This window comes from Alcaligenes sp. SMD-FA (assembly GCF_025960365.1).
GTDB lineage: Bacteria > Pseudomonadota > Gammaproteobacteria > Burkholderiales > Burkholderiaceae_B > Alcaligenes > Alcaligenes aquatilis.
In genome coordinates, this window is the sequence record NZ_CP110108.1 from 3,356,071 (window position 1) to 3,382,326 (window position 26,256).

The following is a 26,256-nucleotide window of genomic DNA, read 5'->3' on the forward strand; positions in this document are numbered from 1 at the left end:
TTCCATGATCAGGCTCCCTTGGTCGCAATGGCCAGTGGTTCGTTCAGGAAGGAGGCCGCGGCCTCATTTGCCTCTTGGGAGTGCGCACCGCCCTGCCCTGGCTCCGGGCCAGGATAGATACGGGTCAGATCATCTTCCGTCATCAGATCAGGAGCGCCGTTATAAACCACCTGACCATGGGCCAGGCCCACAATACGGTCGGCAAACTCACGGGCGTAATCGACCTGATGCAGGTTGCACACCACGGTAATACCCAGTTCCCGACTGGCGTCGTGCAAATAACGCATCACCAGACGGGCTGTTTTGGGGTCCAGGCTGGCAACCGGTTCATCAGCCAGAATGATGCGGGGACGCTGCGCCAGGGCACGGGCAATGCCCACACGCTGACGCTGGCCACCCGACAAGGAATCCGTGCGGGCCTGGGCTTTATGCGCCAGCCCCACCCGCTCCAGACATTCTTTGGCCAAGGCAATATCAGCACGGCTGAACAGTTGCAGGATCGAGCTCCACACGGGAACCGCCCCCAAACGCCCGGTCAATACATTGCGCAGCACTGACAAACGAGGCACCACATCGTGATGCTGGAAAATCATGGCAACCTGGCGACGCAAGGCCCGAGTATCCTGAGCCGACATGGCATCAATACCAGCCACCGACATCTCTCCTGTATCGGCCTGCGCCAACCGATTCATGCAGCGCAGCAAGGTGGACTTGCCCGCTCCGGACTGACCCAGCACCACCAGAAACTCACCGGCTTGTGCATCCATGTCCACACCGCACAGGACATCATTGGAGCCATAGCTTTTGTTCAGGCCACGCAAACGGATCATTTCATGCTCCGCAGATCCAGGTTCAGCACCTTGGCGGTATCACGCACTACGTTGTAAGCAGCATCGTCAGTCGCCTGAAAACCATTCAACATGCCCAGATCACCCCAAGGTACATCTTTGATGTTGGCCAAGGCCTTGGCCACTTTCTCTTTCACACTGGGGTCCAGATCCTTGCGCCAGACCATGGGCGACTCGGGAATATCATTGGAAGACCACACCACTTTCAAATCATCCTGAGCCAATTGGCCTTTGGAAATCGCGCTGGCGTAAATGCGGTCGGCCACAGCAGCAGCATCCACTTTCTTGTTGGCTACCGCCAGCAAGCTGGCATCGTGCGAACCGGAGAACACCACACGGGAGAACAGCTCTTCAGGCTTGTAACCATCGTTTTCCAGACCGGCTTTAGGGAACAGATGGCCGGACGTCGAGCTAGGGTCTACAAAGGCGAAGGTGCGATCTTTCAACTGATCCACCGTGTCAATCCCGCTATCGGCACGCACCACAATCAAGCTCTTGTAGGCGCTTTTACCTGTTTTCTTGGTAACAGCGACTGCGAAGGCTTCTACATCCGCCACCGAGTTGGCCAGCACGTAGGAAAACGGCCCCAGATAGGCCACGTCCAGCTTCTTGGCACGCAGGGCTTCGATAATGCCGTTGTAGTCCGTAGCCACAAAAGGCTCGACCTTCATGCCGGACTCGCGCTCCAGTTGTTCAATCACCTGCTTGCTCGATTCGATCATGGCCTGCGAGTCTTCGGCAGGAATAAGACCAATCGTCAAAGTGTCCTGGGCGGCCTGGGCGGCAGTTCCAAACACCGAAAAGACAATGGTGGCGGCACTTGCCGCGATAAAAGAGCGGCGGGCTGTCTGAAATACGTTCTTGTTCATGGCAGTCGTCCTGAAGGTTGGTAGGAGGAATACCGACATAGTAGAAAGATCACATTGCCTTCATATTATGGATTTAAGATTCAAAACATCAGTTATCTATAGATGGAGTCTATATGTCTGCCGCACGCCTACGTGCCTTTCTGGCTGTTGCCCGACATGGCAGTTTCAGCGCCGGGGCCCGCGCCCTGGGATTGGCCCAACCCACCGTGACCAAGCAAGTACAGGGGCTGGAACAGCAACATGATGTGGAGTTGTTTCATCGCCGGGGCAGAGGTGTCCAACTGACCCAGGTGGGGATGGCGCTGCTGCCGGTCGCGCAACAACTGGGCGCGCTGGAGGTCGATGCCTTCAACCTGCTGCATGACAGTGGGAAACTACATGTAGGCCGACTGCGTATTGGCGCAGTCGGCCCTTTTCATGTCATTGAAATGGTGGAGGCCTATCACCGACTGTTTCCCGGCGTGGACATCTCTATTCATATGGGAAACTCGGCACAGGTGCTGGCCGATCTGGCCGACTACGCCACCGACATTGCCGTGCTGGCCGGAGCCAGCGAGGACCCGGCCTTTCACACCGAACACTACGCCAGCCATGCTGTCATTTTGTTCGCCCCCTTGTCGCATCCTTTGGCCCAACACGACAGTGTGCCTTTAGCTGCCTTGCAGGACGCTCCCTTGCTGCAGCGGGAATCGGGCTCGACCACACGCGCCTGCCTGGAAGCAGCACTGGAAAAAGAAAATATCCGGCCCCGCGCCGTCATGGAAATTGGCAGCCGGGAAGCCTTGCGTGAAGCCGTCGCCCGGGGGCTGGGCGTGGGGACAGTGTCCGAGGCAGAGTTCATCCCGGACCATCGTTTCAAAGCGGTTCGTATTCAAGGCGATCCCGTGCGCACCGACACGTATTTGTATTGCCTGACCGAACGCCGGGAGAGCCGAATGATCACACAATTTTTCACTGAGGCTTTGGGATTACGCAAGCAAATACAAACGCCGACATAGACGTATTTGTGAGCTTTCGGCTACTGTGCATAAGAAGGCCATGACAGTCAGCGATGTGTTTCGTCCATTTTCTGCGCGTAGACTCACCGTCTGAAGGCCCGTCAGTTTTGTTTGATTGACCCCCAGGGAGGACGAAAACCATGCTTGGCATGATGATGAATACCCCGCTGTTAGTGTCATCCATACTGCGTCATGCGGCCAACTACCACGCAGACCGCGAAGTTGTCTCTCAAACGGTAGAAGGCCACATCCACCGCTACACCTATGCAGATCTGTCCAAGCGCAGCCAGAAACTGGCCAATGCGCTTCAGAAAATGGGCTTGCAGCAAGGCGACCGCGTAGGCACCCTGGCCTGGAACGGCTATCGTCACCTGGAGCTGTATTACGGCGTCTCAGGCTCCGGGCTGGTATGTCATACCATCAACCCGCGTCTGTTTCAGGATCAAATCGGCTACATCATTGAACACGCTGGCGACAGCGTCCTGTTTGCTGACCTGAGCTTCCTGCCGATTTTGGAGGCTCTGGCCGAGCCCTTATCCAAGCTCAAAGCCGTGGTCATCATGACGGACGAAGAGCACATGCCCAAGTCAGAATTGCTACCCAATCTGACCTGCTACGAAACTCTGATTGCCAACGAACCAGACGAATTCGACTGGCCGGTGTTTGACGAGAACACGGCATCGGGCCTGTGCTACACCTCCGGCACCACGGGCAACCCCAAAGGCGTGCTCTACAGCCATCGCTCTACCATCTTGCATGCCTTTGCCTTGAGCATGCCCGATGCCCTGTGCCTGTCGGCCTCCGATACCATTACCCCGATTGTGCCCATGTTCCACGTCAACGCCTGGGGCCTGCCTTACGCTGCCTTGATGGTGGGCGCCAAACTGGTCTTGCCCGGTCCAAAACTGGACGGCGCCAGCCTGCACACCTTGTTTGAAAATGAAGGCGTCACCATGACGGCCGGTGTACCTACCGTCTGGCTAGGTCTGCTGGACTGGATGCAGGCCAATGGCAAAACCTTCAGCAGCCTGCAACGTCTGGTCATTGGCGGTTCATCTGCACCACCCGTCATGATTACCCGCTTCCAGAAGCTGGGCGTAAAAGTGCGCCACGCCTGGGGCATGACTGAAACCAGCCCCGTCGGTCTGGCCGCCGCCTTGCTGCCCCAGCACGAATCCTTGCCTGAGAACGAAAAACTCAAACTGCTGGCCAAACAAGGGCGTCCGCTCTTTGGCGTCGAGTTCCGGGTAGATGGCGACGATGGCCAGCCCATTGCGCGCGACGGCAAAATGTTTGGTGCCATGATGGTGCGCGGCCCCTGGATTGCCAGCGCTTACTTCAACAATCAGGACAGTTCCGCCCACACAAAAGATGGCTGGTTCAATACAGGCGATGTGGTCACCATCGATAAAGACGGATTTATCCAGATCGTGGACCGCACGAAAGACGTGGTGAAATCCGGTGGTGAATGGATCAGCTCGATCGAGCTGGAAAACATTGCTCAGGCTCACCCGGCAATCAAGGAAGCCGCCGTGGTGGCCAAGCCTGACGAGCGCTGGGGCGAGCGCCCGGTTCTGGTGGTGCAATTGCAAGACGATGCCACCTTCACCAAGCAGGACATGATTGATCTGTTTACAGAACAAGTCTCCAAATGGAGCATTCCTGACGAGCTGATCGTGGTAGATGAACTGCCCCACACGGCAACCGGCAAACTCTTGAAAACCGCTATTCGCAAGCTGATTCAAGAAGATCTGGACAAACTGGCTACGCAAAACAAGGTGGTTTAAGCGACGCCTAGGCAGGCATCAAACCCAGCGTCAGACAGCACAATCAAGGAGCCAATCTAGGCGGCCTTGAAGTGCGATAGCAAACTGCCCTCCGAAGGTGTGGATAGTTATCCAACTTTCGGGGGCAGTTTTTTTGCTTTTACCTTTACCTTGGCTTTTGCCAGGATCAGAGACATAGACTTGGGTTCTGGTTCTGGCTATGGCTATGGCTATGGCTATGGTCGCTCTGTTTCAAGGCACTTAGCACTGAAATAGCAAGGCTTTTGTGAAGAACACCGCTTTAGCAGCAGCCTGAACATAATTCATTTTTGTGCAAATGGAAGACTCAGACTGCTGCGCTTGCTACTGCTAACCCACGTCTTTCCTGCAAATTACCCGCTGCACGCAAGCTGCTGATGACCAACCTCAACAGCAGGGCCTTTTCAAGGATGAACAGGGGTAGGAATGTCCCAGATATTCAGGCCCGCATTCTCACGCTCCCACGCCCTTACAGAGAACTTGGCACGGTTGAACAGGCCCAGATAGTTTTCATAGCGAATCTTGTTACCGACTTCCACAGGCAGTTCTCCCAGGAAGTCCCGCATCTTGGACAAGTCCGCGTGATACTGCTCTGGCGACATCAAGCCACCCGGCGTCACAGACGTGGGAGGGGTCGATTCAAAGCGGTTACGCGTGAAGATCACCACATCCGAGCCCCACAGAATCCGGTTTTGGTATTCCTTGAAGAAATTCAGCCAATCCTGGCGGCTGGGCATTCCGGGTTCGGGGTGAAGCATATAGTCCTGCACCAGATCCCAGGAAATATCGGTAGACCAGCTTGGGCAAGCATCCAACACTTTCTTTACGCGCGTAATGTGATCCTGAGTCGGCTTCACAAAACGCCCCAATCCAGTATGCGCCCATACCACTCTGGCCTTGGGTGCATGTCCGCACACATGTTTCAAACCCTCCACATAGTCCTGGTCGGGATAGGCATGCTCCAGCTCACCCTGATAATTGACCTCTACCCGGTACATATCGTTGTGCAAAATCGCGACCAGGCCAATTTCCTCGATCGTTTTGAACAGATACTCCAGGGATTCGGAATAGAGCGACACCTTGCTGCCATCACCCGCGTCCGGAGGCAAGGGCACGGAGGGCGCCTTGGTTTGCTCTACCGTTTCACCGGCTAGTTTGCTGGACACCAGCTCCTTGTGAATGGTGAACTCGCCCACCCCGGCAAACACGCCTGGAAAACTAAGCACCGCACGCTTGATATGTTGCGAGGCATAGACGTCCATTGGATTGAACGCCGTGATCATGACATCCAGTTTTTCCTGATACTGGGGTGACAGCCGCTCGTACTCGCGGGCAAACATGGCATCGACAAAGGAGTAGTAATACAGGTCGGCCTTAGGGCCAATATAGTAATTGGGCCCATACATCTGATTGCCAGGGCCCTGAGCCTGATAGAGCTCAAACCCATCCCAACGCTGCTGCAAAGGAATAGGCATGATGGTCGAGCGCACAATCTGCTGCAAATTGCCGCCCATATACCTTTCTGCATATTCCTTTAAAGGAATCCCCTGCATGGCATAGTTGGATGCATGGAAATGTACGTCCGCATAAAGCTGGCTGGTATCCAGCCTGGGTTCCGGGCTTTGGGCCACAGCATGGCCCTGCAAGGCAGCCAATAAAATCAGACCGTAACCCGCTACTGTTTTTGCGTTTATATGATGACAAGTCATTCGTGTCTCCCTATCTACAAGTCGTGTGCAAAACCTGATACTGCAACTTGTCGATAATACCGACACACCCATCCATAAATAACAAAAAATAACAGATATTCTTTTTTAAACTTTATTTATATTATTTTCTATCTATTTAAATTTTCAATATTAATTGCCATACAAAAAAGATCACCACAATAACAAAAAAACCCAACCATAATTTCAAAAAACAATTAACAACAACTTATTAAAACCTGAACAATCAGGCTATTCACACCGCTTGGCTATCCAACTCAACGCCATCAAGCAAGCCGCCCCTAGGAGACAGAATTGGCAAGTAGCAGTGATGCACCCAGACCCAGCAAGGCTGCACCAATTCCCTTGTCCAGCCATCTTTGCCGAGCCAGCATGGCGGCCCGCAAGCGTTTATCTGAAAACACCAGAGCCACCACGCTGAACCAGACCCAATGAGCAAAGGACATCCAGAAACCATAGGCAAAATTCAGCCAGAATGGTGCATCCGGCTGTACCAACTGAGTAAAAGTCGCCACCACAAACAACATGGTTTTAGGATTCAAGGCATTGGTTAAAAAACCCATACCAAACGCCTGCCAGGCGGTGGGCACACAAACTGCTTGACCATCGGTATCAGGCACAGCGCGGTTACTGAAAGACTGATAGCCCAGGTACATCAAGTACGCCGCCCCCACCACCTTCATCATCCAAAACAGAGTGGGAGATTGAGTAATCAGAATCGCTACCCCCAACACCGTGTAAACCACGTGCACTTGCACGCCGGCCGCAATGCCCAAGGCTGAAATCAGACCAGTCTTGCGACCAAAGGAATAGCCATTACGAGTGACCATGGCAAAGTCTGGGCCTGGGCTGATCACAGCCAGGATAGTAATGGTGGCAACCGCCAACAGTTCATGCATATTTAACAAGCCTAAGTTTGATGAAATCGGCGTTATGAACGACTGTTCATACAGCCAGAATGCAGTATCAGTCCTACACTCCTACTAATGGAAAAATCTCTGCCCACAGGACCTCACTGTCGAAAAACAGATTTCTCTCAGAAACAGAGAATATTTTCAGATAATTTATGGCTACATCTAACTTTCAAGTTATTTTTTATTCCTGCTCCAACAACGAATATTTCGTCAAACCCAGAAAACTCATTAGCCAAAAAATTATTTATTTCGTCCCAATCTCGCCATCACAGGATGTCATTATTGATAATCCTGTGCTAATTTAAAAACGATAATTACTGCATCATTTCTGTGAGTTTTCATCGACTATGCAAATTCCCAACCTCACGGCTTTTCGCTACTTTGATACGGCGGCTCAGGCAGGCAGTTTTGTGCAGGCAGCGCAAGTACTCCATGTCACGCACGGCGCTGTCAGCCGACAAATTCGTGCACTGGAAGAATCGCTGGGAGTCGAGCTGTTTGAAAGGCGCAATCGGGCCGTATTTCTGACGCCTGCAGGTCGCCAGCTCTTGCATGTCACCGCCCCTATGTTTGAACGCCTGGAAGATGTTGTTCACCAACTGCAACAAAGCCAGCGCGAACATGCCTTGGCCGTCTCCTGCGAGCCCACTATTGCCATGAAGTGGCTGATTCCGCGTCTGGGGGGGTTCCAGGCCTTGCACCCCAATATCACCGTGCATCTGATTACAGCCGGAGGTCCGGTGAACTTCGCGCAAATGGGGGTGGATCTGGCCATACGCCGCGACGACTTTCATTGGGCGGACTCGGTCTGCGGCCTGAAGTTATGCGAGGAGCGAATAGGGCCTGTCTGCCAAGCGCAATACCCTCACACGCAGGACACGGCCCAACAGGTGCTGATACAGAGCAGTTCTCGACCCCAGGCCTGGGCCACTTGGGCGCGACTTAGTGGCCAGCCCATACGCGCTGCCAACAAGCTGGAACTGGAACATTTTTATTTGTGTATTCAGGCGGCCTTGTCCGGGCAAGGCATGGCGATCGTGTCGCATCTGATGGTGGAGGACGAATTGCAAAGCGGCCAGCTTATCGCCCCGCAGGGTTTTATCCCCGACGGCTCGGCGTACTATCTGCTCTCCCCGCAGGCTCTGGATCAAAACCCACGTGCAGAAGTCTTTGCTGACTGGTTGAGCGAGCAGATGGCGACATAGCCCTACTCACAGACAGCACCAGACACCTTACGGTGCCCTCCCAAAACACAATCATGGCTTTGCCTTTGCCATCCGCGTAGACAAATAGTCTGAAAAAACCACCAGTACACAAACCAACTATTCAATAATTGTTGAATTATTGTATTATATGCCCATGGAAGAATCTCACGTTATCCGCTCCCTGGCCGCCTTGGCCCACGAAGCCCGCCTGCGGGTATTTCGCGCACTGGTTGTAGCCGGTGCGTCCGGGCTGACACCCGGCACCTTGGCCGAACAGTTAAGCATCGCTCCCAATGCCCTGTCCTTTCATTTGAAAGAACTCAGTAATGCCGGCTTGATTCATAGCGAGCGCCAAGGCCGCAACCTGCTCTACAGCGCCACCTTTCCCGCCATGAACGATCTACTGGCCTACCTGACTGAGAACTGCTGTCAGGGTGAAAACTGCCTTACAGCGCCCAACTTGTGCCAACGCCCCTAAAAAAGCCGACGTAACACCGACTCAATTCAACCAACCGCTTGTTGGCCTAATACCCAAGGCCTGACCGCCTGCCCCTGTCGACAAAATTTGCCATGCTCACATCTGTCCTGATTTTCCTTGCCACCCTGATCTTGGTCATCTGGCAACCCAAAGGCTTGGGCATAGGCTGGAGCGCCTCTCTGGGCGCGGCCGCGGCCCTACTTTTAGGTGTGGTGCAGTGGAGCGATCTGGCTGTGGTGTGGGGTATCGTCTGGAATGCAACCGCTACTTTTATAGCAATCATTATCATCAGCCTGGTGCTGGATGAAGCCGGTTTCTTTGAATGGGCCGCACTGCACGTTGCCCGTTGGGGGGCAGGCAGTGGACGCAGGCTTTTTGCATTTATCGTGATTCTGGGCGCTGCCGTGTCTGCCCTGTTTGCCAACGATGGCGCTGCCCTGATTCTGACGCCTATTGTCATGGCCATGTTGCTGGCCTTGGGCTTCTCGCCCGCCGCGACCTTGGCCTTTGTCATGGCGGCAGGGTTTATTGCCGACACGGCCAGCTTGCCACTGGTCGTCTCCAACCTGGTCAACATTGTCTCGGCCGACTATTTCAAACTGGGCTTCACGGACTACGCCGCCATCATGGTGCCCGTCAATATCGTGTCCGTGCTGGCCAGCCTGCTCGTCTTGATCTTGTATTTCCGACGTGACATTCCTGCCCAATATCGCCTTGAGCAGTTGAAACCACCCGCACAAGCCATTACGGACATGGCGACCTTCAAGGCAGGCTGGATCGTGCTGGCTTTACTGCTGACAGGTTTTTTCGCACTGGAGCCCTTGGGGATTCCCGTCAGTGTCGTTGCCGCTGCCGGAGCCATCATTGTGCTGACGGTTGCCGCTCGTGGCACAGTCATCAGCACAAGGAAAGTGCTGCGTGGTGCGCCCTGGCAAATCGTCGTGTTCTCGCTGGGCATGTATCTGGTGGTGTATGGCCTACGTAATGCCGGGCTGACCAACCATCTGGCCCTGCTGCTCGATGAGTTCGCCCAGGCTGGCGTGTGGGGAGCCGCCATGGGCACAGGCGTCCTGTCTGCCCTGTTGTCCTCGGTCATGAACAATATGCCCACGGTCCTGGTCACGGCCCTGTCAATTGATGCTTCCAGCGCCCAGGGCGCCGCCAAAGAAGCCATGATCTACGCCAATGTCATCGGCAGTGACCTGGGGCCCAAATTCACACCCATAGGCAGTCTGGCCACCTTGCTCTGGCTGCACGTACTGGCCCAGAAAGGCACAAAAATCAGCTGGGGCTACTACTTCAAGGTAGGAGCCATCCTGACCACCCCCGTCTTGCTGATCACTCTGGCGGCCTTGGCCCTACGGCTAGGTATCGCCCACTAACCCCCTGACATCGAGCACAAGGCCATGAGCAACATCACCATCTATCACAACCCCGCCTGCGGCACCTCGCGCAATACCCTGGGCCTGATCCGCAATAGTGGTCAAGAGCCCACCATCATCGAGTACCTGCAAACACCACCAGACCGCGCCACACTGATCAGGCTGATAACAGACTGCGGCCTGAGCGTACGCGAAGTCCTGCGCCAAAAAGGAACACCTTATGAAGAGCTGCAACTGGGCGACCCCAAATGGAGTGATGAACAACTGATTGATTTCATGTTGCTGCACCCCATTCTGATCAACCGTCCCATTGTGGTCACACCGCTGGGCACACGCTTGTGCCGCCCTTCGGAACAGGTGCTTGAAATACTGCCCCAGCCGCAGCAAGGCGCATTCCGGAAAGAGGACGGCCAAGCCGTCATTGATGAAAAAGGACAAAGAATTGAGCCAGCCTGACTTAGCCAATCTGGACGAGCACGCTTTTACGAGCCCGACACTGTCAGAGCTGCCGCCTCCAAGGCGGGCTACGCATGCGCCTCGAATTCTGCTTTTGTACGGCTCTTTGAGGGAACGCTCCTATAGCCGATTGTTGACGCAAGAGGCGGCGCGACTGCTGAACGCAATGGGTGCCGAAACCAAGATCTTTGACCCACACCAGTTGCCTTTGCCCGATGGCGCAACAGATGAGCACCCCAAAGTGCAGGAACTGCGTCAATGTGTACAGTGGGCCGAGGGCATGGTCTGGACTTCGCCCGAGCGACACGGTGCCATGAGCAGTGTCCTGAAAGCACAAATTGACTGGATTCCGTTAAGCATCGGCTCCGTACGCCCAACGCAAGGCAAAACACTGGCGCTCATGCAAGTCTCTGGCGGGTCCCAGTCCTTTAACGCCTTGAACCAGATGCGCGTCCTGGGCCGCTGGATGCGCCTGATCACCATTCCCAACCAGTCCTCCGTTGCCAAAGCCTTTCTGGAATTTGACGACCAAGGCCGCATGAAACCCTCCCCCTACTACGATAGGGTGGTCGATGTCATGGAAGAACTGATCAAATTCACCTTGCTGACACGCGACTGTGCGGATTATCTGGTCGATAGATACAGCGAACGCAAGGAGACGGCACAGGAACTGTCAGCGCGGGTACAACAGCGCAGCATCTAGCACCCTGATCAGGGCGGGAAACACAGAGTCTGCCTGCTTTTACAATACAAAGCAGCCGTACAAGCCCTTCTGCGCTTGCGGCTGCTTTGCGCCATGCCTCACACTAGCATCAGATTCCCTTCATCTTTCCCTGCCAGGCTGTGCATATGCGTATTCTCTTAATCGAAGACGATTCCTCGCTGGGCAGTTCCTTGCAGTCCTGGCTACATATGGACGGCTATGCTGTGGACTGGTTACAACGCGGCGATCAAGTTGCCACGGCCTTGGCAACCCATACCTATCAATGCATCCTGCTGGATCGGGGCCTGCCCGGCCTGGACGGCGATGCCGTTTTGCGTAGCTTGCGAGGAGCCGGTAGCCCTCATGCCCACGTTCCCGTCATTGTGATCACCGCCCGCGATACCTTGGCAGACCGAGTGCAGGGCCTGGATCTGGGAGCAGACGACTATCTGGTCAAGCCGTTTGACCTGGAAGAGCTATCCGCACGAGTACGCGCGGCCTTGCGTCGCAGCGCGGCACAGGCCAGCTCCGAATGGCGTCACGGTCCCGTCGCTATTGACCCGACAGCCAAGCGTGTCACATTGAACGATCAGCCTGTGGCTGTAACCGCACGCGAATTTGCTGTTCTGCAGGCCTTGATGCACCACCCCACCCATATTTTGAGCCGCGCTCAGCTTGAAGAAGCCCTCTATGGCTGGAGCGAGGAAGTGGAGAGCAACGCGATCGAAGTCCATATTTACAATCTGCGCAAGAAACTGGGCAGTGACTTCATTGTCACTGTACGCAATCAAGGCTATGTGCTGGCCCCCGCATGAAACATCTGCTCCGTAAACTGACGCGTACCCGCTCCAGCCCCAATGCTTCGGCATCACGCCCGCAAGGCTGGTCCCTACGGCGTCGTCTGCTGCTGACCGTAATGGGAACCAGTATTGGCCTGTGGCTGGTCAGCCTTTCCATTGTGGTCAGTGTCGCCTGGCACGCTACCGGTGATGTTCTTGATGACGCACTGGAGGAAGGTGCCCGTCTGGTCTTGATGTTGGACCCGCAGGAGACTTCACCCGGATCCAATACAACGGGCACAGGCCTGAACCGTGACGAGGCGCTCAAACTGCGCATGTACTACCAGTTGGTCGCGGCAGATGGCCGTGTGCTGCTGCGCGGCGACGACACACCTGAAACGGCTTTTTTACCGCAGGCACACAGCAAGCAAACCACCACCGTCCGGGTCGATGATGAACTCTGGCGGGTTTACGTGCGCCCTGGGTCGGCAGGCGTGACCGCCCAGGTCGCCCAACCTATGGAAGAACGTCTGGAACTGCTGGAGGATATGGCAGAAAATCTAGCCTGGCCCGTGTTGGGACTGCTGGCGCTGCTGGGCCTGTCAAGCTGGTTTCTGATCCGACGCCTGATGCGTCCTTTGGAAGATACCGTCAAACGCATCAACGCCAAATCCCCCGATGACCTCACGCCCGTGCAGGGTGGCCATCCGCCCCGTGAACTGCAGGCCATGCTCGATGCCCTCAACACCTTGATGGCACGTCTATCCACAGCACTGGAAAGTGAGCGGCGCTTTACCGCCGATGCCGCCCACGAACTGCGTACCCCTTTGGCTGGGCTGCGCATGCGCGTTCAATTAATTGAACGCGAACTGCAACTACCTGATGCCCATCTACAGCAATTACGCGCTGATCTGGATCGCTGCACCGCCCTGGTAGAAAGTCTGCTCGCCCTGACAAGACTGGAACCACAGGCAGAACCTCTGAAACGTGAAACCGTAGACCTGAATCAAATCCTGGACAACCTTAGCCCATCCCTGCCCTCGGTGTCAGTGAACATGGAAAGAGCCTTGGCCGTGACAAGCTTGCAGGCTGCGCCGGTATTGTTAAGCAGCGCCTTACGCAACCTGATTGGCAATGCCATTCGCTACGGCGGCGCAGGCGTCCGGGTACGAATCGAAACGACACGCAGACACGATGGCGGTGTACGCCTTGCGGTCCGGGACAAGGGGCCTGGCGTTCCCCTCGAACAACGGGCCAGACTGGGAGAACGGTTTTTTCGCGTACTGGGCACCGGCCAAGCCGGCAACGGCCTGGGCTTGTCTATCGTGGCCCGCATCGCGGCCTTGCACAATGCCAAACTATCCTTTGAAGAAGGGCTGGACGGCCAGGGCCTGAGTGTCATACTGGATTTTCCACCCCGTTAAGAGTCTTAAGATTGCCTTCAGGTTCAGGAGTTCTACTAACACTATTCCGCAATCGGCGGAACATTGACCCGATAACCCGATACAGGAAACCCAATCATGCGATTCACTTTACCTACCCTCGCCGCCGTCCTTGCCCTGAGCGCCAGCGCTGCTATCGCACAACCCGCCAGCTACACCGGCCCAAACAATGCACCCCAGGCGAGCAGCGCCGCTGGCTCTTACTCCGGCCCCAACAATGTGCCACTAATGACCGTCAAGCAGTTGCTGGAGACCGGCCGCGACGACCAAATCGCACGTTTACAAGGTCGTCTGGTCTCGTTTGAAGGCGATGAACGCTACATTTTTGAAGATGCCACCGGCCGTATCACCGTAGAGATCGACAACGAAGACTTCCCGGCTGGCCAGACCATCAGTGCTGAGCAAAAAGTGGAACTGACTGGGGAATTCGACAAAGGCCTGCGCAAGACGGAGTTTGAAGTCGACCGCCTGACCTTGGTTCCTTAAACAGCGCCTGTGCTGCGAAGCATCACCACGGCAGAAAGACGCAGACACCCCCAGCAATAAAAAACCCGCCTAGCTTGCGCTGGGCGGGTTTTCATATCGAATTCTTGGCGGACAGAGGGGGATTCGAACCCCCGATACGCTATAAACGTATACACGCTTTCCAGGCGTGCGCCTTCAACCACTCGGCCACCTGTCCTACTTGTTTTTTCTGGCCAAGCAATTTGAAGCTGCTAATGCCAAGTCCATAATAATAGCAGCACTTATCCTTATAAGGCAAGTGCTGAAATTTTTTTGGGCTAAGCCTTGTTGCTGAGTGGTTACTGACTGCTGAACCGTAGGATAAGCCTGGTCTCAATTTATCGTGAGTTCGGACTCTTGGCCTGCTTCTAAAGAGACGATTGATACTGCTCGGCAGACTTAATCAAACGACCATCGGCACTTGCCTCAAGGCCACAGTCAAGGTGATAGGGTCGGAAAAACGGTAGGCTCAAATTCACAGGCTTGAAGGCATGCTCTTTGCAGTATCTGGCCGCCAGGCCGAACAGCAATACCTGACTTATTCCGAGTCCGGCGGATACGCCCCACCGACGGCTCGCAGCAAGGCTTCCCAATGATCGCGTTGGCGTGCCAGAACACGCAGATCGGCACCTAGCAAGCGCACATCGGTAAACTCGAACGGCTCTACATCGTCCAGCCCGGCCAGCTCGGTAATATCGGCCACGCCTCGTCCCTGCCCCAGAATCTTGGGGGCCAGGTACATCAGCAATTGGTCAACCACACCTGCATCAATCAAGGCACCAGAAAGACGCGCCCCTGCTTCTGCGTGGACTTCGTTGATCTGCTGATCTGTCATCCAGTCCAGAACGGCGCGCACATCCACCTGACCTTCGTGCAAAGGCATGGGAATGACTTGTGCATTGCGATCTGCCAACTCGGCTTCGCGTTCGGGATCCCGACGATGGCTAAATACCCAGCAAAGCGTGCCATCCAGCAAGGCAGCATTGGGGGTCAGACGCAAATGCGTGTCCAGCACGGCTTTGATGGGTGGACGTGGCGTAGAAACCGCCCGTACATTCATTAGCGGATTGTCCGCGTTAACCGTACCTATGCCCGTCAACACGACACAACTGCGAGCGCGCCAATGATGACCATCGTCACGCGCCTGCGGCCCGGTAATCCATTGAGAGCTGCCATCAGGCAAGGCACTGCGGCCATCCAGCGAGGCGGCCATTTTCATCCACAACCAGGGGCGTCCACGTGTCATGCGGGCAAAGAAACCAGCGTTGATCGCCAGCGCCTGCTCGACGCACAAAGGGCCATCTACCGTAATTCCCGCCTGACGCAGGCGCGAAACACCATTGCCTGCCACCAAGGGGTTGGGGTCGTACATGGAAAAGACGACTCGCCCGGCACCTGCTTTAATCAGGGCGTCGGCACAGGGAGGCGTACGCCCGTGGTGACTGCAAGGCTCCAGGGTGACGTAGAAAGTAGCCCCGGCCACATTGACGCCGCGCTCTTTGGCTTGGCGCAAGGCCATCACTTCAGCGTGAGGCCCACCCGCCTGCTGCGTGGAACCTGAAGCCAGCAATTGGCCATCGCGCACAATCAGGCAGGCGACTCGTGGATTGGGAGCACTGATATACAGGGATTTTTCGGCCAGCTCCAGGGCTTGCCGCATCCAGATGACGTCTTCTTGCTCGACCATCGCCTTAGCCGCGGTCGGGATCGTTCATTTCGTCGATCGCCTGTACGAACTCGCGGATGTCCTTGAAGCTCTTGTAGACCGAGGCAAAGCGCACATAGGCCACCTGATCCAATTGCTTGAGCTCGGCCATGACCAGCTCGCCTATGGTCTCGGAAGAGACTTCGCGCTCGCCAGTCAGTTGAAGTTTTTCTTCGATGCGCTGCACAGCGGCATCGACCTGAGCCATGGGGATAGAGCGCTTGCGCAGTGCAACACCCATGCTCGCCCGCAGACGTGCGGGATCAAAATCCATACGAGTGCCATTGCGCTTGGCCACGACGGGCAGGCTCAGCTCAGCACGCTCGTAAGTCGTGAAGCGCCGTTCACAGGCCGAGCATTTGCGACGTCGCCGTATGGCGTCGCCTTCTTCGGTGATTCGAGAGTCGATCACCTGGGTATCGGCATGGTGGCAGAACGGACACTTCATTCAAGATCGCGGGCCTTGCGGCCCGCTCCGGCTGGATTACTTGGAGGAGTAAACGGGCAACTTGGCAGTCAGCTCGTGTACACGGCGACGAACGTCCGCCAAAACGGCTTCGTCGTGAGGGTTGTCCAGTACATCAGCAATCAGATGCGCCGTCAATTCCGCTTCGGCTTCCTTGAAACCGCGAGTGGTCATGGCAGGCGTACCCAAACGCACACCGCTGGTGACAAAGGGCTTTTCAGGGTCGTTAGGAATGGCGTTCTTGTTGACCGTGATGTGAGCCTTGCCCAGCGCTTCTTCGGCCACCTTACCCGTGATGCCCTTGGGACGCAGGTCCACCAGCATCACGTGACTTTCTGTGCGACCGGACACGATACGCAGACCACGCTCGACCAGAGTGCGAGCCAGCACGTCGGCGTTCTTTACGACCTGAGCAGCGTAATCCTTGAACTCAGGAGCCAAGGCTTCTTTAAAAGCAACGGCCTTACCGGCGATCACGTGAATCAGTGGACCACCTTGGATACCGGGGAAAATAGCCGAATTGACGGCCTTTTCGTGCTCGGCCTTCATCATAATGACGCCACCACGAGGACCGCGCAGGGACTTGTGAGTCGTAGAAGTCACGAAGTCAGCGTAAGGCACAGGGTTGGGGTAAGCACCACCAGCCACCAGACCAGCGTAGTGAGCAATGTCCACCATGAACAAGGCGCCGTTCTCATGAGCAATACGAGCCATGCGTTCAAAGTCGATGCGCAGGGCGTAAGCCGAAGCACCACCGACGATCAGCTTGGGCTTGTGCTCTTTGGCCAGACGCTCCAACTCGTCGTAGTCCAGCTCTTCGTTCTCGTCCAGACCGTAGGACACGAAGTTGTACAGCTTGCCCGAGGCATTCACGGGGGAACCGTGGGTCAAGTGACCGCCTTCAGCCAGGCTCATGCCCAGAACGGTATCACCGGGCTTGAGTACAGCCATGTACACGCCCTGGTTGGCTTGCGAACCGGAGTTGGGCTGCACGTTGGCCGCTTCAGCACCAAACAGCTCTTTCAGACGGTCGATAGCCAATTGCTCGACCACATCCACGAACTCGCAACCGCCGTAGTAGCGCTTGCCAGGATAACCTTCCGCGTATTTGTTGGTCAGTTGTGTGCCCTGGGCCTGCATCACGGCGGGGCTGGTGTAGTTTTCCGAGGCGATCAGCTCGATGTGCTGCTCCTGGCGCACATCTTCGCTTTGGATCGCAGCCCAAAGATCGGGATCAACTTTGTCAAGAGTCGCAGAACGGTCAAACATGAGGGTTCCTAAGGATAAAGTAGGTAGCAAACTAAGAAAGCAATATTTTAGCGCGGAAGCGCATCAAACCACCCAGACAAACGTCTCCGGTGGCAGAAACCCCAAAAAATGCGGAAATAAGTAAGGCGGCAGCGGGCGGACTCAAAAGAATATGAAAAAAACTCAAATAGTCCGCCCAGGGCAATCAGGGCTGCTGAATCAAACGGGGATTCACGGTATATAGGCCGGTCAGGGATGCACGGCCCAGAATATGGCCTTCCATGGCGCGCAACACATCCTGGCCCGTAAAGCGCCCTTCCAAAGGAAGCTCGGCGATATCCAGGGCATAGACCGTAAAGACATAACGGTGCGGCAAGGCATCGTTCCACGGCGGGCACGGGCCATCGTAGCCAAAGTAATCACCGTTCATGTCGCGGTCGCTGGCAAACCAATTGGTAAAGTCATTGACGCCCTGGCGCGTATCGTCCAGAGCCAGTGGGCCGGCTTTACCACGTGGCGTGATGCCCTTGGAATAAGAGCCTTCTGCCAGGCTACGCAGCTCGGGCGAAACGTTAATCAAGACCCAATGAAAGAAATCCACCCGAGGCAAATCCGCCGGTACCTCACGCCCGTCCTGATTCACATCGTCCGGCTTACTAGGGACATCGGGGTCGTGGCAAATAACCACGAAAGATTGGGTCTGCTCGGGAACATCGGACCATTCCAAATGCGGATTGGCGTTACCGGCCAAGGCGACTCTCGATTGTGCGTCGTAACGGCAAAATGCCAGACGCTCGGGAATCACGCTCTGATCTTGAAAAGAATCACTACGCAGTTTCATTGCAGACCTCCACAATCAATCAGCCGGTCAAAGTAACTCGCGCAAACTTGCGCTTGCCCACTTGCAGCACATAGCTTCCCGGCTCCAGTTGTAAACCTTTATCGTCCACACGTTCGCCATTGATGCGCACGCCGCCCTGCTCCACGTTGCGCTGGGCCTCGCTACCGGAAGCAACCAGACCCGCTTCGCGCAAGACGCGCAGCAAGGCCAGTTCACCGGCCACGGTGACCTCGGGCATATCTTCGGGCATTTCGCCACGGCGGAAACGGGCATCGAACGTTTCCAGTGCCTGCGCGGCTGCTTGGGCGCTATGGAAACGTGTGACGATCTCCTGTGCCAGCTCCACTTTGACTTCACGTGGGTTACGGCCTTCTTCGATCTGCTTTTGCAGACTGGCAATATCTTCCAGACTACGGAAAGACAACAGCTCGAAGTAACGCCACATCAAGGTGTCGGAGATGGACATCAATTTGCCGAACATGGAATCCGGCGTTTCACTGATACCAATGTAATTGCCTTTGGATTTGGACATTTTTTCTACGCCGTCCAAACCCACCAGCAATGGCATGGTCAAAATACATTGCTGTTCCTGACCATATTCTTTTTGCAATTCACGACCAACCAGCAAATTGAATTTCTGATCGGTGCCGCCCAATTCAACATCGGCTTTCAATTGAACGGAGTCGTAGCCCTGCAATAAGGGGTACAAAAACTCGTGTACCGAAATAGGTTGATTCGCCTTAAAGCGTTTGGTGAAGTCATCACGCTCCATCATGCGGGCTACGGTATAACGCGAGGCCAACTGAATCATGCCGCGCGAACCGAGCTTATCGCACCATTCCGAGTTATAGCGAACTTCGGTACGGGCCGGGTCCAGAACCAGTGCAGCCTGATCGTAATAGGTCTTGGCGTTGGCAATAACCTGCTCCGGCGTCAAAGGCGGGCGAGTCGTGTTGCGCCCGCTAGGATCGCCAATGGTCGAGGTGAAATCACCAATCAAAAAAATGACGGTATGCCCCAAATCCTGCAGTTGGCGCATCTTGTTGAGCACCACCGTGTGCCCCAGGTGAATGTCAGGAGCCGTGGGGTCCAGCCCCAGCTTGATACGCAAGGGTTGCCCCGTTGCATGGCTGCGCGCCAGTTTGCGAGCAAACTCGGATTCGACGAGCAATTCGTCGCAGCCGCGTTTAACGATGGCTAAATCAGCCAGGACTTCTGGAGAAAGGGGCTCTGAGGGGGATGACATAACAAATCTGGTGACAAACTAATGAGTAAAAATGCTCGAAAAATTAAGCCTAATGCGCTAGGATAGCCTGCTATTGCGAGACGTGCTTAATAAATGAGCAAGGTTTCGTAAACAAACCATTTTATCATTCCCGCGCAGGTCAGATTGCCAGGGCAGGAATGTTCTGTCCGCCCAGTACAACTGACCTCCGCTTGCCAGCCAAGCGGACAGTAAACCGTACATCCAACAAGGTTCTGGTTTTATGTTCAGCAAAGGGAAACGCTCCTGCTCCCACCTCGACATCCACCAGCCTCGGTTCGCCCGAGCCCTAGTTATCCGCACCGGTTTGATCGCGCTTGCCCTTGGCTCCTTTGTCGCTGCGGGTGCGCTTGCCGTGGTCATGCCCAGCAGCCCGGAACCCCAGATTTACCAAGCCCGCACTGCCTTGACCCTGCCTTCGGAGCTGACGGTGCTACAGGCTCAGGACCAGCAAGCCTACATTACTGAAACCCGTATCCGCCGCGGCGACACCTTGTCCGCCCTGCTCCAGCGCATGGAAGTCAGTGAAGAAGGGCTATTGCAATTTCTGACGCATGATAAAAAGGCGCGTTCGATCTACAAGCTGTACCCAGGTCGAGCCATACAAGCCGCACTGGATGCCAACGGCAATTTGCAGTGGCTGCGCTACCGTCATACCCCCTATTCCGAGCAATCCGGCCAAGGCCAAGCCCGCTGGCTGGAAGTGCGCCCTGATGGCAATAACGGCTTTATCGCCCAGGAACAGAGCGATCTGGCCCAAACCCGAGTACGAGTGGCCCAGGCCACCATCAACAGCTCGCTGTTTGGCGCCAGTGATCAGGCCGGTATCCCCGACAACATCACCCTGCAAATGGCGGATGTGATGGGCAGCAAAATCGACTTTCTGAAAGACCTGCGCAAAGGCGACAGCTTCCGCGTGGTCTACGAATCCTACGGCCATGAAGGCCAGGACGTAGGTTCAGGCCGCTTGCTGGCAGTGGAGTTCAATAATCAGGGCAAAACCCATGAAGCTGCTTGGTTCCAGCCCGAAAACGGCTCTGGTGGCTATTACGATTTCAGCGGCCAAAGCCTCAAAGGTGCTTTTCTGCGTACGGCCTTGAAGTTCACCCGTATCAGCTCGACTTTTGGTGGTCGCCGCCATCCGGTGCATGGCGGCTGGCGTAACCACAAAGGCGTAGACTATGCAGCACCCTCTGGCACCCCCATCCATGCCACGGCAGATGGCACAGTGGAATTCATAGGTCGCCAGAACGGTTACGGCAACACCATCATTCTTAAGCATCACGGTCAGTTCACCACGCTGTACGCCCACCAAAGTCGCTTTGCCGCTGGTCTGCGCAAAGGAGACCGCGTAGAACAGGGTCAACTGATTGGGTATGTTGGCTCGACCGGCTGGGCAACAGGTCCGCACCTACATTACGAATTCCGAATTGCCCAAAAAGCCGTTGACCCTCTGTCGGTAGACCTGCCAGTAGCCCGCGTCCTGGATGCGCCGCAGCGCAAACAGTTCCAGCAGACCCTGGCTTCCTACCAGAGCAACTTTGCCTTGCTGCACACAGATGCTGAACCCGTAAAGCTGGCCAGCCGCTAAACCATGCAAGCCCCCCTGTTTATCGGACTGATGTCCGGTACCAGCATGGACGGTGTGGATGCCGTACTGGCATCCTTCGGTCCGCAGGGGGCGCAAGTACACCAAACCCATAGCCTGCCCATGCCAGCCGCTCTGCGAGACGAGCTGCTGGCTTTGCAGCATCCCGGGCACAATGAACTGGCCCGCGCCAGTGTTGCCGCCCTGCAGTTGACAGAGCTCTACGCTCAGGCTTGCCAGCCCTGGACCCAAGGCCCAGAGAAAGATCTGATCCGGGCGATTGGTGTACACGGGCAAACTATCCGCCATACGCCCGACCAGGGCTACACCCTGCAATTGAATGCCCCTGCCCTGCTGGCCGAGCGCTGCGGAATAGATGTGATTGCAGATTTCCGCAGCCGAGATATTGCTGCTGGCGGCCAAGGCGCACCCTTGGTGCCTATTGTTCATGAGGCGCTGTTCCGTCACGAACACGGGCGCGTCATTCTGAATCTGGGCGGGATTGCGAATATTTCCCTGCTACTGCCTGGCTGTGATGTTTTTGGTTTTGATACTGGTCCGGCGAATATGCTGCTGGATGCCTGGGTGAACAAACATCAAGGCCAGTCCTACGACAAAGACGGGCAATGGGCCAATAGCGCCGCCTCTGACCCTGCCTTGCTTGCCAGCCTGCTGAGCGAACCCTGGTTTGCTTTGCCTGCGCCTAAATCAACAGGCCGTGATCTATTTAACTTGGGATGGCTGCAGGAGCATCTGGATCGTATTGATCCGAAAGGCGAGCTTCAGCCTGCTGTGGTGCAATCCACTCTGATGGATTTGACCGTACACAGCGTTGCGCAGGCCATCCAGCCTTACTCAGATCATATTCAGGACTTGATTGTGTGCGGCGGTGGCGCAGCCAACCCCGCCATGCTGAAACGCCTGGGCGATCTGATGGCGATACCAATCCGTTCCAGCGCGGAACTAGGCATGGATCCGCAATCCATCGAAGCACTGGCCTTTGCCTGGCTGGCCTACGCGCATATCGAGCGTATTCCTGCCGGGCTGCCCGCTGTAACAGGCGCACGGCGCGCGACGGTGCTGGGTGCCTGCTATCCGGCTTGATCGGTATTTTTAGCCTTGCCTAGCAACAATAGCGTCTCGGACTCATCATTCATTGCTCGGAACTACGCGATCAGACTGAATCCGACAAGGCCTCTTTCCTCCTGCACCACTAAAGAAGCACAAGTGTTTTCTGGCTAGAGCAGTCAACAATTGATCCGTTTCCAGGATTGAGCTATTCCGCCTCTCTGGCCGACCTCTGAATAGACGCCCACCACTCGACTCATCCAGCCAGGCTCTTGCAGGTCACATCCTTACACCCCAAAGCCCCCCCCTCAACACCCCCCACAAAAAAACACCCCAGACCCTGCATTCAGAGTCTGGGGTGTTTTCCTACAAACCTGCTAAAGGCAATAACGCCAAGCAATCAGCGCCAGCCTTGCCTTCTTACATCGTGAAGGACGAGCCGCAGCCACAAGTGGTTGTCGCATTAGGATTACGGATAACGAACTGAGCACCGTCCAGGTCGTCTTTGTAATCAATTTCTGCGCCCACCAAGTATTGGAAGCTCATGGCGTCAACCAGTAATTGCACGCCGTCTTTATCAATAATGGTGTCGTCGTCGTTAACCAGCTCATCAAAGGTGAAGCCGTACTGGAAGCCGGAACAGCCGCCACCTTGCACGAAGACGCGCAGCTTCAGTTCGGGGCTGCCTTCTTCAATCAGGAGCTCACGGACCTTCTCAACCGCTGAATCGGTAAAAATCAGTGGGGAAGGAGGGGCTTGCAGATCAACGGATTCGGTAAGAGTGCTCATGTGGTTCTCCTGCCGGCCCCCGCCGGCATGAATAATTATCATGTGATCGCCTTGCACATGACCACCCGCGGGTAAGGTGATTAGTCTGGCGGGGCGATTTTTTCCTGGCGAGAAGCACGGATAACGCTTCCTTCCAGGACGTTCAGCGTCAAGGCGGTGGGTTCAAATCCTGGCGGCAAAGCCAGCCAACCCATAGCGCGCTGAAACTGGTTGAAGTTTAAAACCAAAGGATCGATCTGTTCTACAGACGACTCTGTCAGTACCGAGTCCGGCCCGGAACTGGGTGATAAATCGATTTTAACGTTTTTTCCGTCTTGCCGCCCAGTCAGCTGAAACTGCAGGCGACCTGAAAAAGTCTTTCCTTCTGGGGCGTTACGCTGCAACAACACCTTGTACTCCAGCAAATCACCCCTTTGGACAACATCCATAGCCCGAACAGTAACAGAACCACTGGGACCGGGCGGGAGCAACTGCTCGTAAAAGGCCAACTGCTCACGTGTCTGCGCCAGCTCAGCCTGAGTAGACGACAAGGACTTTTCCAGCCCCTTACGTGTACTCTCTTCCAGCACCAATTGCCCGCGCAGCACCTCAAACTCGGTTTGGATCTGCTGCAGGGATTGCTGACTACGCGCCAGATTCTGCATCGCCAGCTGAATTTGTTCGGACTGGTCACCAGCTTGAGTCAGACTGCGGTAAAGCCACAGCCCACCGCCGCCCAGAAGCACTCCCAGTAAAACGGCCAGCCCAATCGTCACCACCCCACCCCGCGAACGGGGAGGAGCGAGTGTATGAGAATGGGTTTGCGGTGATTCAGCCATAAATATTTGACCTATTCACCAAGGCCAAGTTCCCCTTAAGGCAAAATAGCAACGTGCTTCAAGCCGGTTTGCTCGGGCAGGCCGAACAAGATATTCATATTCTGCACAGCCTGCCCCGACGCACCCTTAACCAGGTTGTCCTGCACCACCAGAATGATCAGTTGGTCGCCATTGCCAGGACGCTGCACGGAAATACGTAGCTGGTTAGAAGCACGCACCGAGCGGGTTTCTGGCAGGGTACCGGCAGGCAGCACGTCCACAAAAGCTTCTTTGGCATAGCGCTGCTCGTACAAGGCCTGGAAGTCTGTATCCATGGCTTCGGGCTTGATGCGCGCATAGATCGTGGAGAACATGCCACGAATCATAGGCACCAAGTGGGGCACAAAGGTCAGACCGACCGGACCACCAGCAAGGCGCTGCAACTGTTCCACAATTTCCGGATGGTGACGGTGACCCGACACGCCATATGCCTTGAAGTTATCACTGGCTTCGGCAAACAGATTGGGAACCGAAGCCCCTTTACCAGCACCGGACACACCGGATTTGCAGTCTGCAATCAGGTGTTGGGTATCAACCAGCGCGCCTTCCAACAAGGGAGCCAAGCCCAGCAGCACAGTAGTGGGGTAGCAACCAGGGTTACCAATAACCTTGGCTTGAGCAATCTTATCGCGCAGCAGCTCTGGCAAACCATAAGCCGATTGACTCAGGATGTCCGGGCAACTGTGCTCCATCTTGTACCACTTCTGGAACACGTCCGTATCTTGCAGGCGGAAGTCCGCAGCCAGGTCAATAACACGTACACCCGCTTCCAGCAGACGTTCGACCTGACTCATGGCCACACCATGCGGAGTGGCAAAAAACACCACGTCGCACTGTTCCAGATTGGCTTTTTCAGGGGTAGAGAACTTCAGATCCACATGGCCACGCAAGTTCGGATACATATCCGAGACCGGCACGCCATCCTCTTTACGCGAAGTAATGGCGACCAGTTCCACCTGGGGGTGCTGACTTAACAGACGCAGCAGCTCGACCCCGGTGTAACCTGTACCGCCAACAATCCCTACCTTGATCCGGGTATCGCTATGTGTAGCCATGAACTTTCCTGAAAGAGAGACGAGCAAAAATTCTATCTTAACGTAGTCCTGCCTGTTCTGAAGCACCTGACCGGGCGAAGCAGGACAAATGTAGCCAGCAAACAAAAACCCCGGACAGGTCCGGGGTTTTTGAGCACCATAAACAGGTCGCGAGGCGAATTAACGCTTGCTGAACTGTTTGCGGCGACGTGCTTTGTGCAGACCGACTTTCTTACGCTCAACTTCACGAGCGTCACGAGTCACCAAGCCAGCTTGTTTCAGTTCTGTCTTCAGTGTTGCGTCGTAGTCGATCAGAGCGCGGGTGATGCCGTGACGGGCAGCACCGGCTTGGCCGCTTTCACCGCCGCCATGCACGTTGATCTTGATGTCGAACGATTCAACATGGTTGGTCAGCACCAGTGGCTGACGCACAATCATGCGACCCGTTTCGCGAGCAAAGTATTCGTCAACAGGCTTGCCGTTGACTACGATTTGGCCCGAACCCTTCTTGATGAAGACACGAGCGACGGAGGTCTTGCGACGGCCCGTACCGTAATTCCAGTTACCGATCATGACCTATCCTTAGATGTCCAGAGTTTTAGGCTGTTGAGCACTATGAGGATGCTCGGCACCAGCGTAAACCTTCAGTTTCTTGGCCATGGCGTAGCCCAGAGGGCCCTTAGGCAACATACCCTTGACGGCCTTTTCAACGGCACGGCCAGGGAAGCGCTCTTGCATGGTTTGGAAGTTGGTTTCGTAAATACCGCCTGGGTAATTCGAGTGACGATAGTACTTCTTATCCTGTGCCTTGTTACCGGTCACGGCAATGTCAGCAGCGTTGATGATAATGATGTAATCGCCAGTATCAACGTGAGGGGTGTATTCGGGTTTGTGCTTACCACGCAAACGGCGTGCGACTTCGCTGGCCACACGACCAAGGACTTTGCCTTTAGCGTCAATCACAAACCAGTCACGTTTGACTTCAAGCGGCTTGGCCACGAAGGTCTTCATGATGGTTCCTAAATATTAAAATTCTGGGTCAAAGCAACATGCCTGGCCCATACAATCCACCCGCTTTCTCAAGCCAGGCAGCTCCATTTGACCCTGCCAAGACGTTATATTCCGCCCGTGCATTTATGCCAAATAGCTCGCCATAATAACATAAATAGTGGATAACACTAGGGTTTTGTACAAAAACACAGGTTTTTTGCCACATCCGAGGGCGCTCTCATAGAGGGAAAACGCATTTTGGGATCTGCACACTCCTTCAGCAGCATTGGGAGTCT

At 55.3% G+C, this 26,256-nt stretch carries 26 protein-coding genes and 1 tRNA gene; 12 read left to right on the plus strand and 15 right to left on the minus strand.

Going from position 1 to position 26,256, the window contains the following annotated elements; translation table 11 throughout:
• Positions 1 to 8: 8 nt before the first annotated feature.
• Both phnC and phnD read right to left on the minus strand, forming a co-directional pair.
• Positions 9 to 830 (minus strand): phosphonate ABC transporter ATP-binding protein, encoded by an 822-nt coding sequence (gene phnC / locus OKX01_RS15505; protein ID WP_230019262.1) that lies wholly within the window; start codon positions 828 to 830, stop codon positions 9 to 11.
• Positions 827 to 1,717: a phosphonate ABC transporter substrate-binding protein gene (phnD, locus tag OKX01_RS15510; RefSeq protein WP_264672043.1), complete on the minus strand. Its 891-nt coding sequence runs from the start codon at positions 1,715 to 1,717 to the stop codon at positions 827 to 829. Before phnD ends, phnC begins: the two co-directional genes overlap by 4 nt.
• A 113-nt stretch (positions 1,718 to 1,830) precedes the next feature.
• On the opposite strand from phnD, the gene OKX01_RS15515 reads away from it, so the two are divergent.
• The gene (locus tag OKX01_RS15515; protein WP_094197687.1) at positions 1,831 to 2,715 is read left to right on the plus strand and encodes a LysR substrate-binding domain-containing protein; all 885 of its coding nucleotides are present in this window, start codon (positions 1,831 to 1,833) and stop codon (positions 2,713 to 2,715) included.
• Between the two features lie 140 nt (positions 2,716 to 2,855).
• Complete coding sequence (locus OKX01_RS15520; RefSeq protein WP_094197688.1) at positions 2,856 to 4,502, plus strand: long-chain-fatty-acid--CoA ligase; 1,647 nt, start codon at positions 2,856 to 2,858, stop codon at positions 4,500 to 4,502.
• Positions 4,503 to 4,924: 422 nt separating this feature from the next.
• On the opposite strand, the gene OKX01_RS15525 is transcribed toward OKX01_RS15520, so the two are convergent.
• On the minus strand, positions 4,925 to 6,229 hold the full coding sequence (locus OKX01_RS15525) for a hypothetical protein (protein WP_264672044.1): 1,305 nt from the start codon (positions 6,227 to 6,229) through the stop codon (positions 4,925 to 4,927).
• 299 nt (positions 6,230 to 6,528) lie between these two features.
• Positions 6,529 to 7,146 (minus strand): LysE family translocator, encoded by a 618-nt coding sequence (locus OKX01_RS15530; RefSeq protein ID WP_264672045.1) that lies wholly within the window; start codon positions 7,144 to 7,146, stop codon positions 6,529 to 6,531.
• A gap of 362 nt (positions 7,147 to 7,508) precedes the next feature.
• On the opposite strand from OKX01_RS15530, the gene OKX01_RS15535 reads away from it, so the two are divergent.
• From OKX01_RS15535 to OKX01_RS15570, 8 genes are all read left to right on the plus strand, one after another.
• Positions 7,509 to 8,366, plus strand: a complete 858-nt coding sequence (locus OKX01_RS15535; protein WP_108728564.1) for a LysR substrate-binding domain-containing protein — start codon at positions 7,509 to 7,511, stop codon at positions 8,364 to 8,366.
• A gap of 154 nt (positions 8,367 to 8,520) precedes the next feature.
• Entirely contained in the window at positions 8,521 to 8,844 is a 324-nt protein-coding gene (locus OKX01_RS15540; RefSeq protein ID WP_094198429.1) for an ArsR/SmtB family transcription factor, read from the plus strand.
• Between the two features lie 92 nt (positions 8,845 to 8,936).
• Entirely contained in the window at positions 8,937 to 10,226 is a 1,290-nt protein-coding gene (locus tag OKX01_RS15545; RefSeq protein WP_264672046.1) for an arsenic transporter, read from the plus strand.
• A 24-nt stretch (positions 10,227 to 10,250) separates the two neighbouring features.
• Positions 10,251 to 10,682 (plus strand): arsenate reductase (glutaredoxin), encoded by a 432-nt coding sequence (gene arsC, locus OKX01_RS15550; protein ID WP_094197694.1) that lies wholly within the window; start codon positions 10,251 to 10,253, stop codon positions 10,680 to 10,682.
• Positions 10,651 to 11,385: an arsenical resistance protein ArsH gene (gene arsH / locus OKX01_RS15555; protein WP_164461388.1), complete on the plus strand. Its 735-nt coding sequence runs from the start codon at positions 10,651 to 10,653 to the stop codon at positions 11,383 to 11,385. Before arsC ends, arsH begins: the two co-directional genes overlap by 32 nt.
• Positions 11,386 to 11,531: 146 nt before the next feature.
• Positions 11,532 to 12,200: a response regulator transcription factor gene (locus tag OKX01_RS15560; protein WP_094197695.1), complete on the plus strand. Its 669-nt coding sequence runs from the start codon at positions 11,532 to 11,534 to the stop codon at positions 12,198 to 12,200.
• A complete protein-coding gene (locus OKX01_RS15565; protein ID WP_264672047.1) occupies positions 12,197 to 13,588 on the plus strand; it encodes an ATP-binding protein in 1,392 nt (463 codons plus the stop codon). Before OKX01_RS15560 ends, OKX01_RS15565 begins: the two co-directional genes overlap by 4 nt.
• A 96-nt stretch (positions 13,589 to 13,684) precedes the next feature.
• Positions 13,685 to 14,092, plus strand: coding sequence for a YgiW/YdeI family stress tolerance OB fold protein (locus OKX01_RS15570; protein ID WP_125277701.1), 408 nt, complete (start codon positions 13,685 to 13,687; stop codon positions 14,090 to 14,092).
• Between the two features lie 105 nt (positions 14,093 to 14,197).
• Here the strand turns inward: OKX01_RS15570 and OKX01_RS15575 are convergent.
• The 6 genes from OKX01_RS15575 to tyrS all read right to left on the minus strand — a co-directional run bounded on the left by OKX01_RS15575 (position 14,198) and on the right by tyrS (position 19,616).
• Positions 14,198 to 14,288: transfer RNA gene (locus tag OKX01_RS15575), tRNA-Ser, on the minus strand.
• A 360-nt stretch (positions 14,289 to 14,648) separates the two neighbouring features.
• On the minus strand, positions 14,649 to 15,797 hold the full coding sequence (gene ribD / locus OKX01_RS15580) for a bifunctional diaminohydroxyphosphoribosylaminopyrimidine deaminase/5-amino-6-(5-phosphoribosylamino)uracil reductase RibD (protein WP_094197703.1): 1,149 nt from the start codon (positions 15,795 to 15,797) through the stop codon (positions 14,649 to 14,651).
• Positions 15,798 to 15,801: 4 nt separating this feature from the next.
• Complete coding sequence (nrdR, locus tag OKX01_RS15585) at positions 15,802 to 16,263, minus strand: transcriptional regulator NrdR (RefSeq protein WP_094197704.1); 462 nt, start codon at positions 16,261 to 16,263, stop codon at positions 15,802 to 15,804.
• 36 nt (positions 16,264 to 16,299) lie between these two features.
• The gene (gene glyA, locus OKX01_RS15590; protein WP_094197705.1) at positions 16,300 to 17,550 is read right to left on the minus strand and encodes a serine hydroxymethyltransferase; all 1,251 of its coding nucleotides are present in this window, start codon (positions 17,548 to 17,550) and stop codon (positions 16,300 to 16,302) included.
• Positions 17,551 to 17,734: 184 nt separating this feature from the next.
• Positions 17,735 to 18,370: a YbhB/YbcL family Raf kinase inhibitor-like protein gene (locus tag OKX01_RS15595; protein ID WP_094197706.1), complete on the minus strand. Its 636-nt coding sequence runs from the start codon at positions 18,368 to 18,370 to the stop codon at positions 17,735 to 17,737.
• A gap of 19 nt (positions 18,371 to 18,389) precedes the next feature.
• Positions 18,390 to 19,616, minus strand: a complete 1,227-nt coding sequence (gene tyrS / locus OKX01_RS15600; protein WP_094197707.1) for a tyrosine--tRNA ligase — start codon at positions 19,614 to 19,616, stop codon at positions 18,390 to 18,392.
• Positions 19,617 to 19,857: 241 nt separating this feature from the next.
• On the opposite strand from tyrS, the gene OKX01_RS15605 reads away from it, so the two are divergent.
• Positions 19,858 to 21,225 (plus strand): M23 family metallopeptidase, encoded by a 1,368-nt coding sequence (locus tag OKX01_RS15605; RefSeq protein WP_094197708.1) that lies wholly within the window; start codon positions 19,858 to 19,860, stop codon positions 21,223 to 21,225.
• A 3-nt stretch (positions 21,226 to 21,228) separates the two neighbouring features.
• The gene (locus OKX01_RS15610; protein ID WP_094197709.1) at positions 21,229 to 22,326 is read left to right on the plus strand and encodes an anhydro-N-acetylmuramic acid kinase; all 1,098 of its coding nucleotides are present in this window, start codon (positions 21,229 to 21,231) and stop codon (positions 22,324 to 22,326) included.
• Positions 22,327 to 22,710: 384 nt separating this feature from the next.
• Here the strand turns inward: OKX01_RS15610 and erpA are convergent, their stop codons facing one another.
• From erpA to rplM, 5 genes are all read right to left on the minus strand, one after another.
• Complete coding sequence (erpA, locus tag OKX01_RS15615; protein WP_003801826.1) at positions 22,711 to 23,079, minus strand: iron-sulfur cluster insertion protein ErpA; 369 nt, start codon at positions 23,077 to 23,079, stop codon at positions 22,711 to 22,713.
• A gap of 80 nt (positions 23,080 to 23,159) precedes the next feature.
• Positions 23,160 to 23,897 carry a DUF6776 family protein gene (locus tag OKX01_RS15620; protein ID WP_249460202.1) on the minus strand — a complete coding sequence of 246 codons (738 nt, stop codon included), beginning with the start codon at positions 23,895 to 23,897 and terminating at the stop codon, positions 23,160 to 23,162.
• Positions 23,898 to 23,932: 35 nt separating this feature from the next.
• Entirely contained in the window at positions 23,933 to 24,991 is a 1,059-nt protein-coding gene (gene argC, locus OKX01_RS15625; RefSeq protein ID WP_264672048.1) for an N-acetyl-gamma-glutamyl-phosphate reductase, read from the minus strand.
• 159 nt (positions 24,992 to 25,150) lie between these two features.
• Positions 25,151 to 25,543: a 30S ribosomal protein S9 gene (gene rpsI / locus OKX01_RS15630; RefSeq protein ID WP_094197714.1), complete on the minus strand. Its 393-nt coding sequence runs from the start codon at positions 25,541 to 25,543 to the stop codon at positions 25,151 to 25,153.
• A 9-nt stretch (positions 25,544 to 25,552) separates the two neighbouring features.
• Positions 25,553 to 25,981: a 50S ribosomal protein L13 gene (gene rplM, locus OKX01_RS15635; RefSeq protein ID WP_094197715.1), complete on the minus strand. Its 429-nt coding sequence runs from the start codon at positions 25,979 to 25,981 to the stop codon at positions 25,553 to 25,555.
• Positions 25,982 to 26,256: the final 275 nt, after the last annotated feature.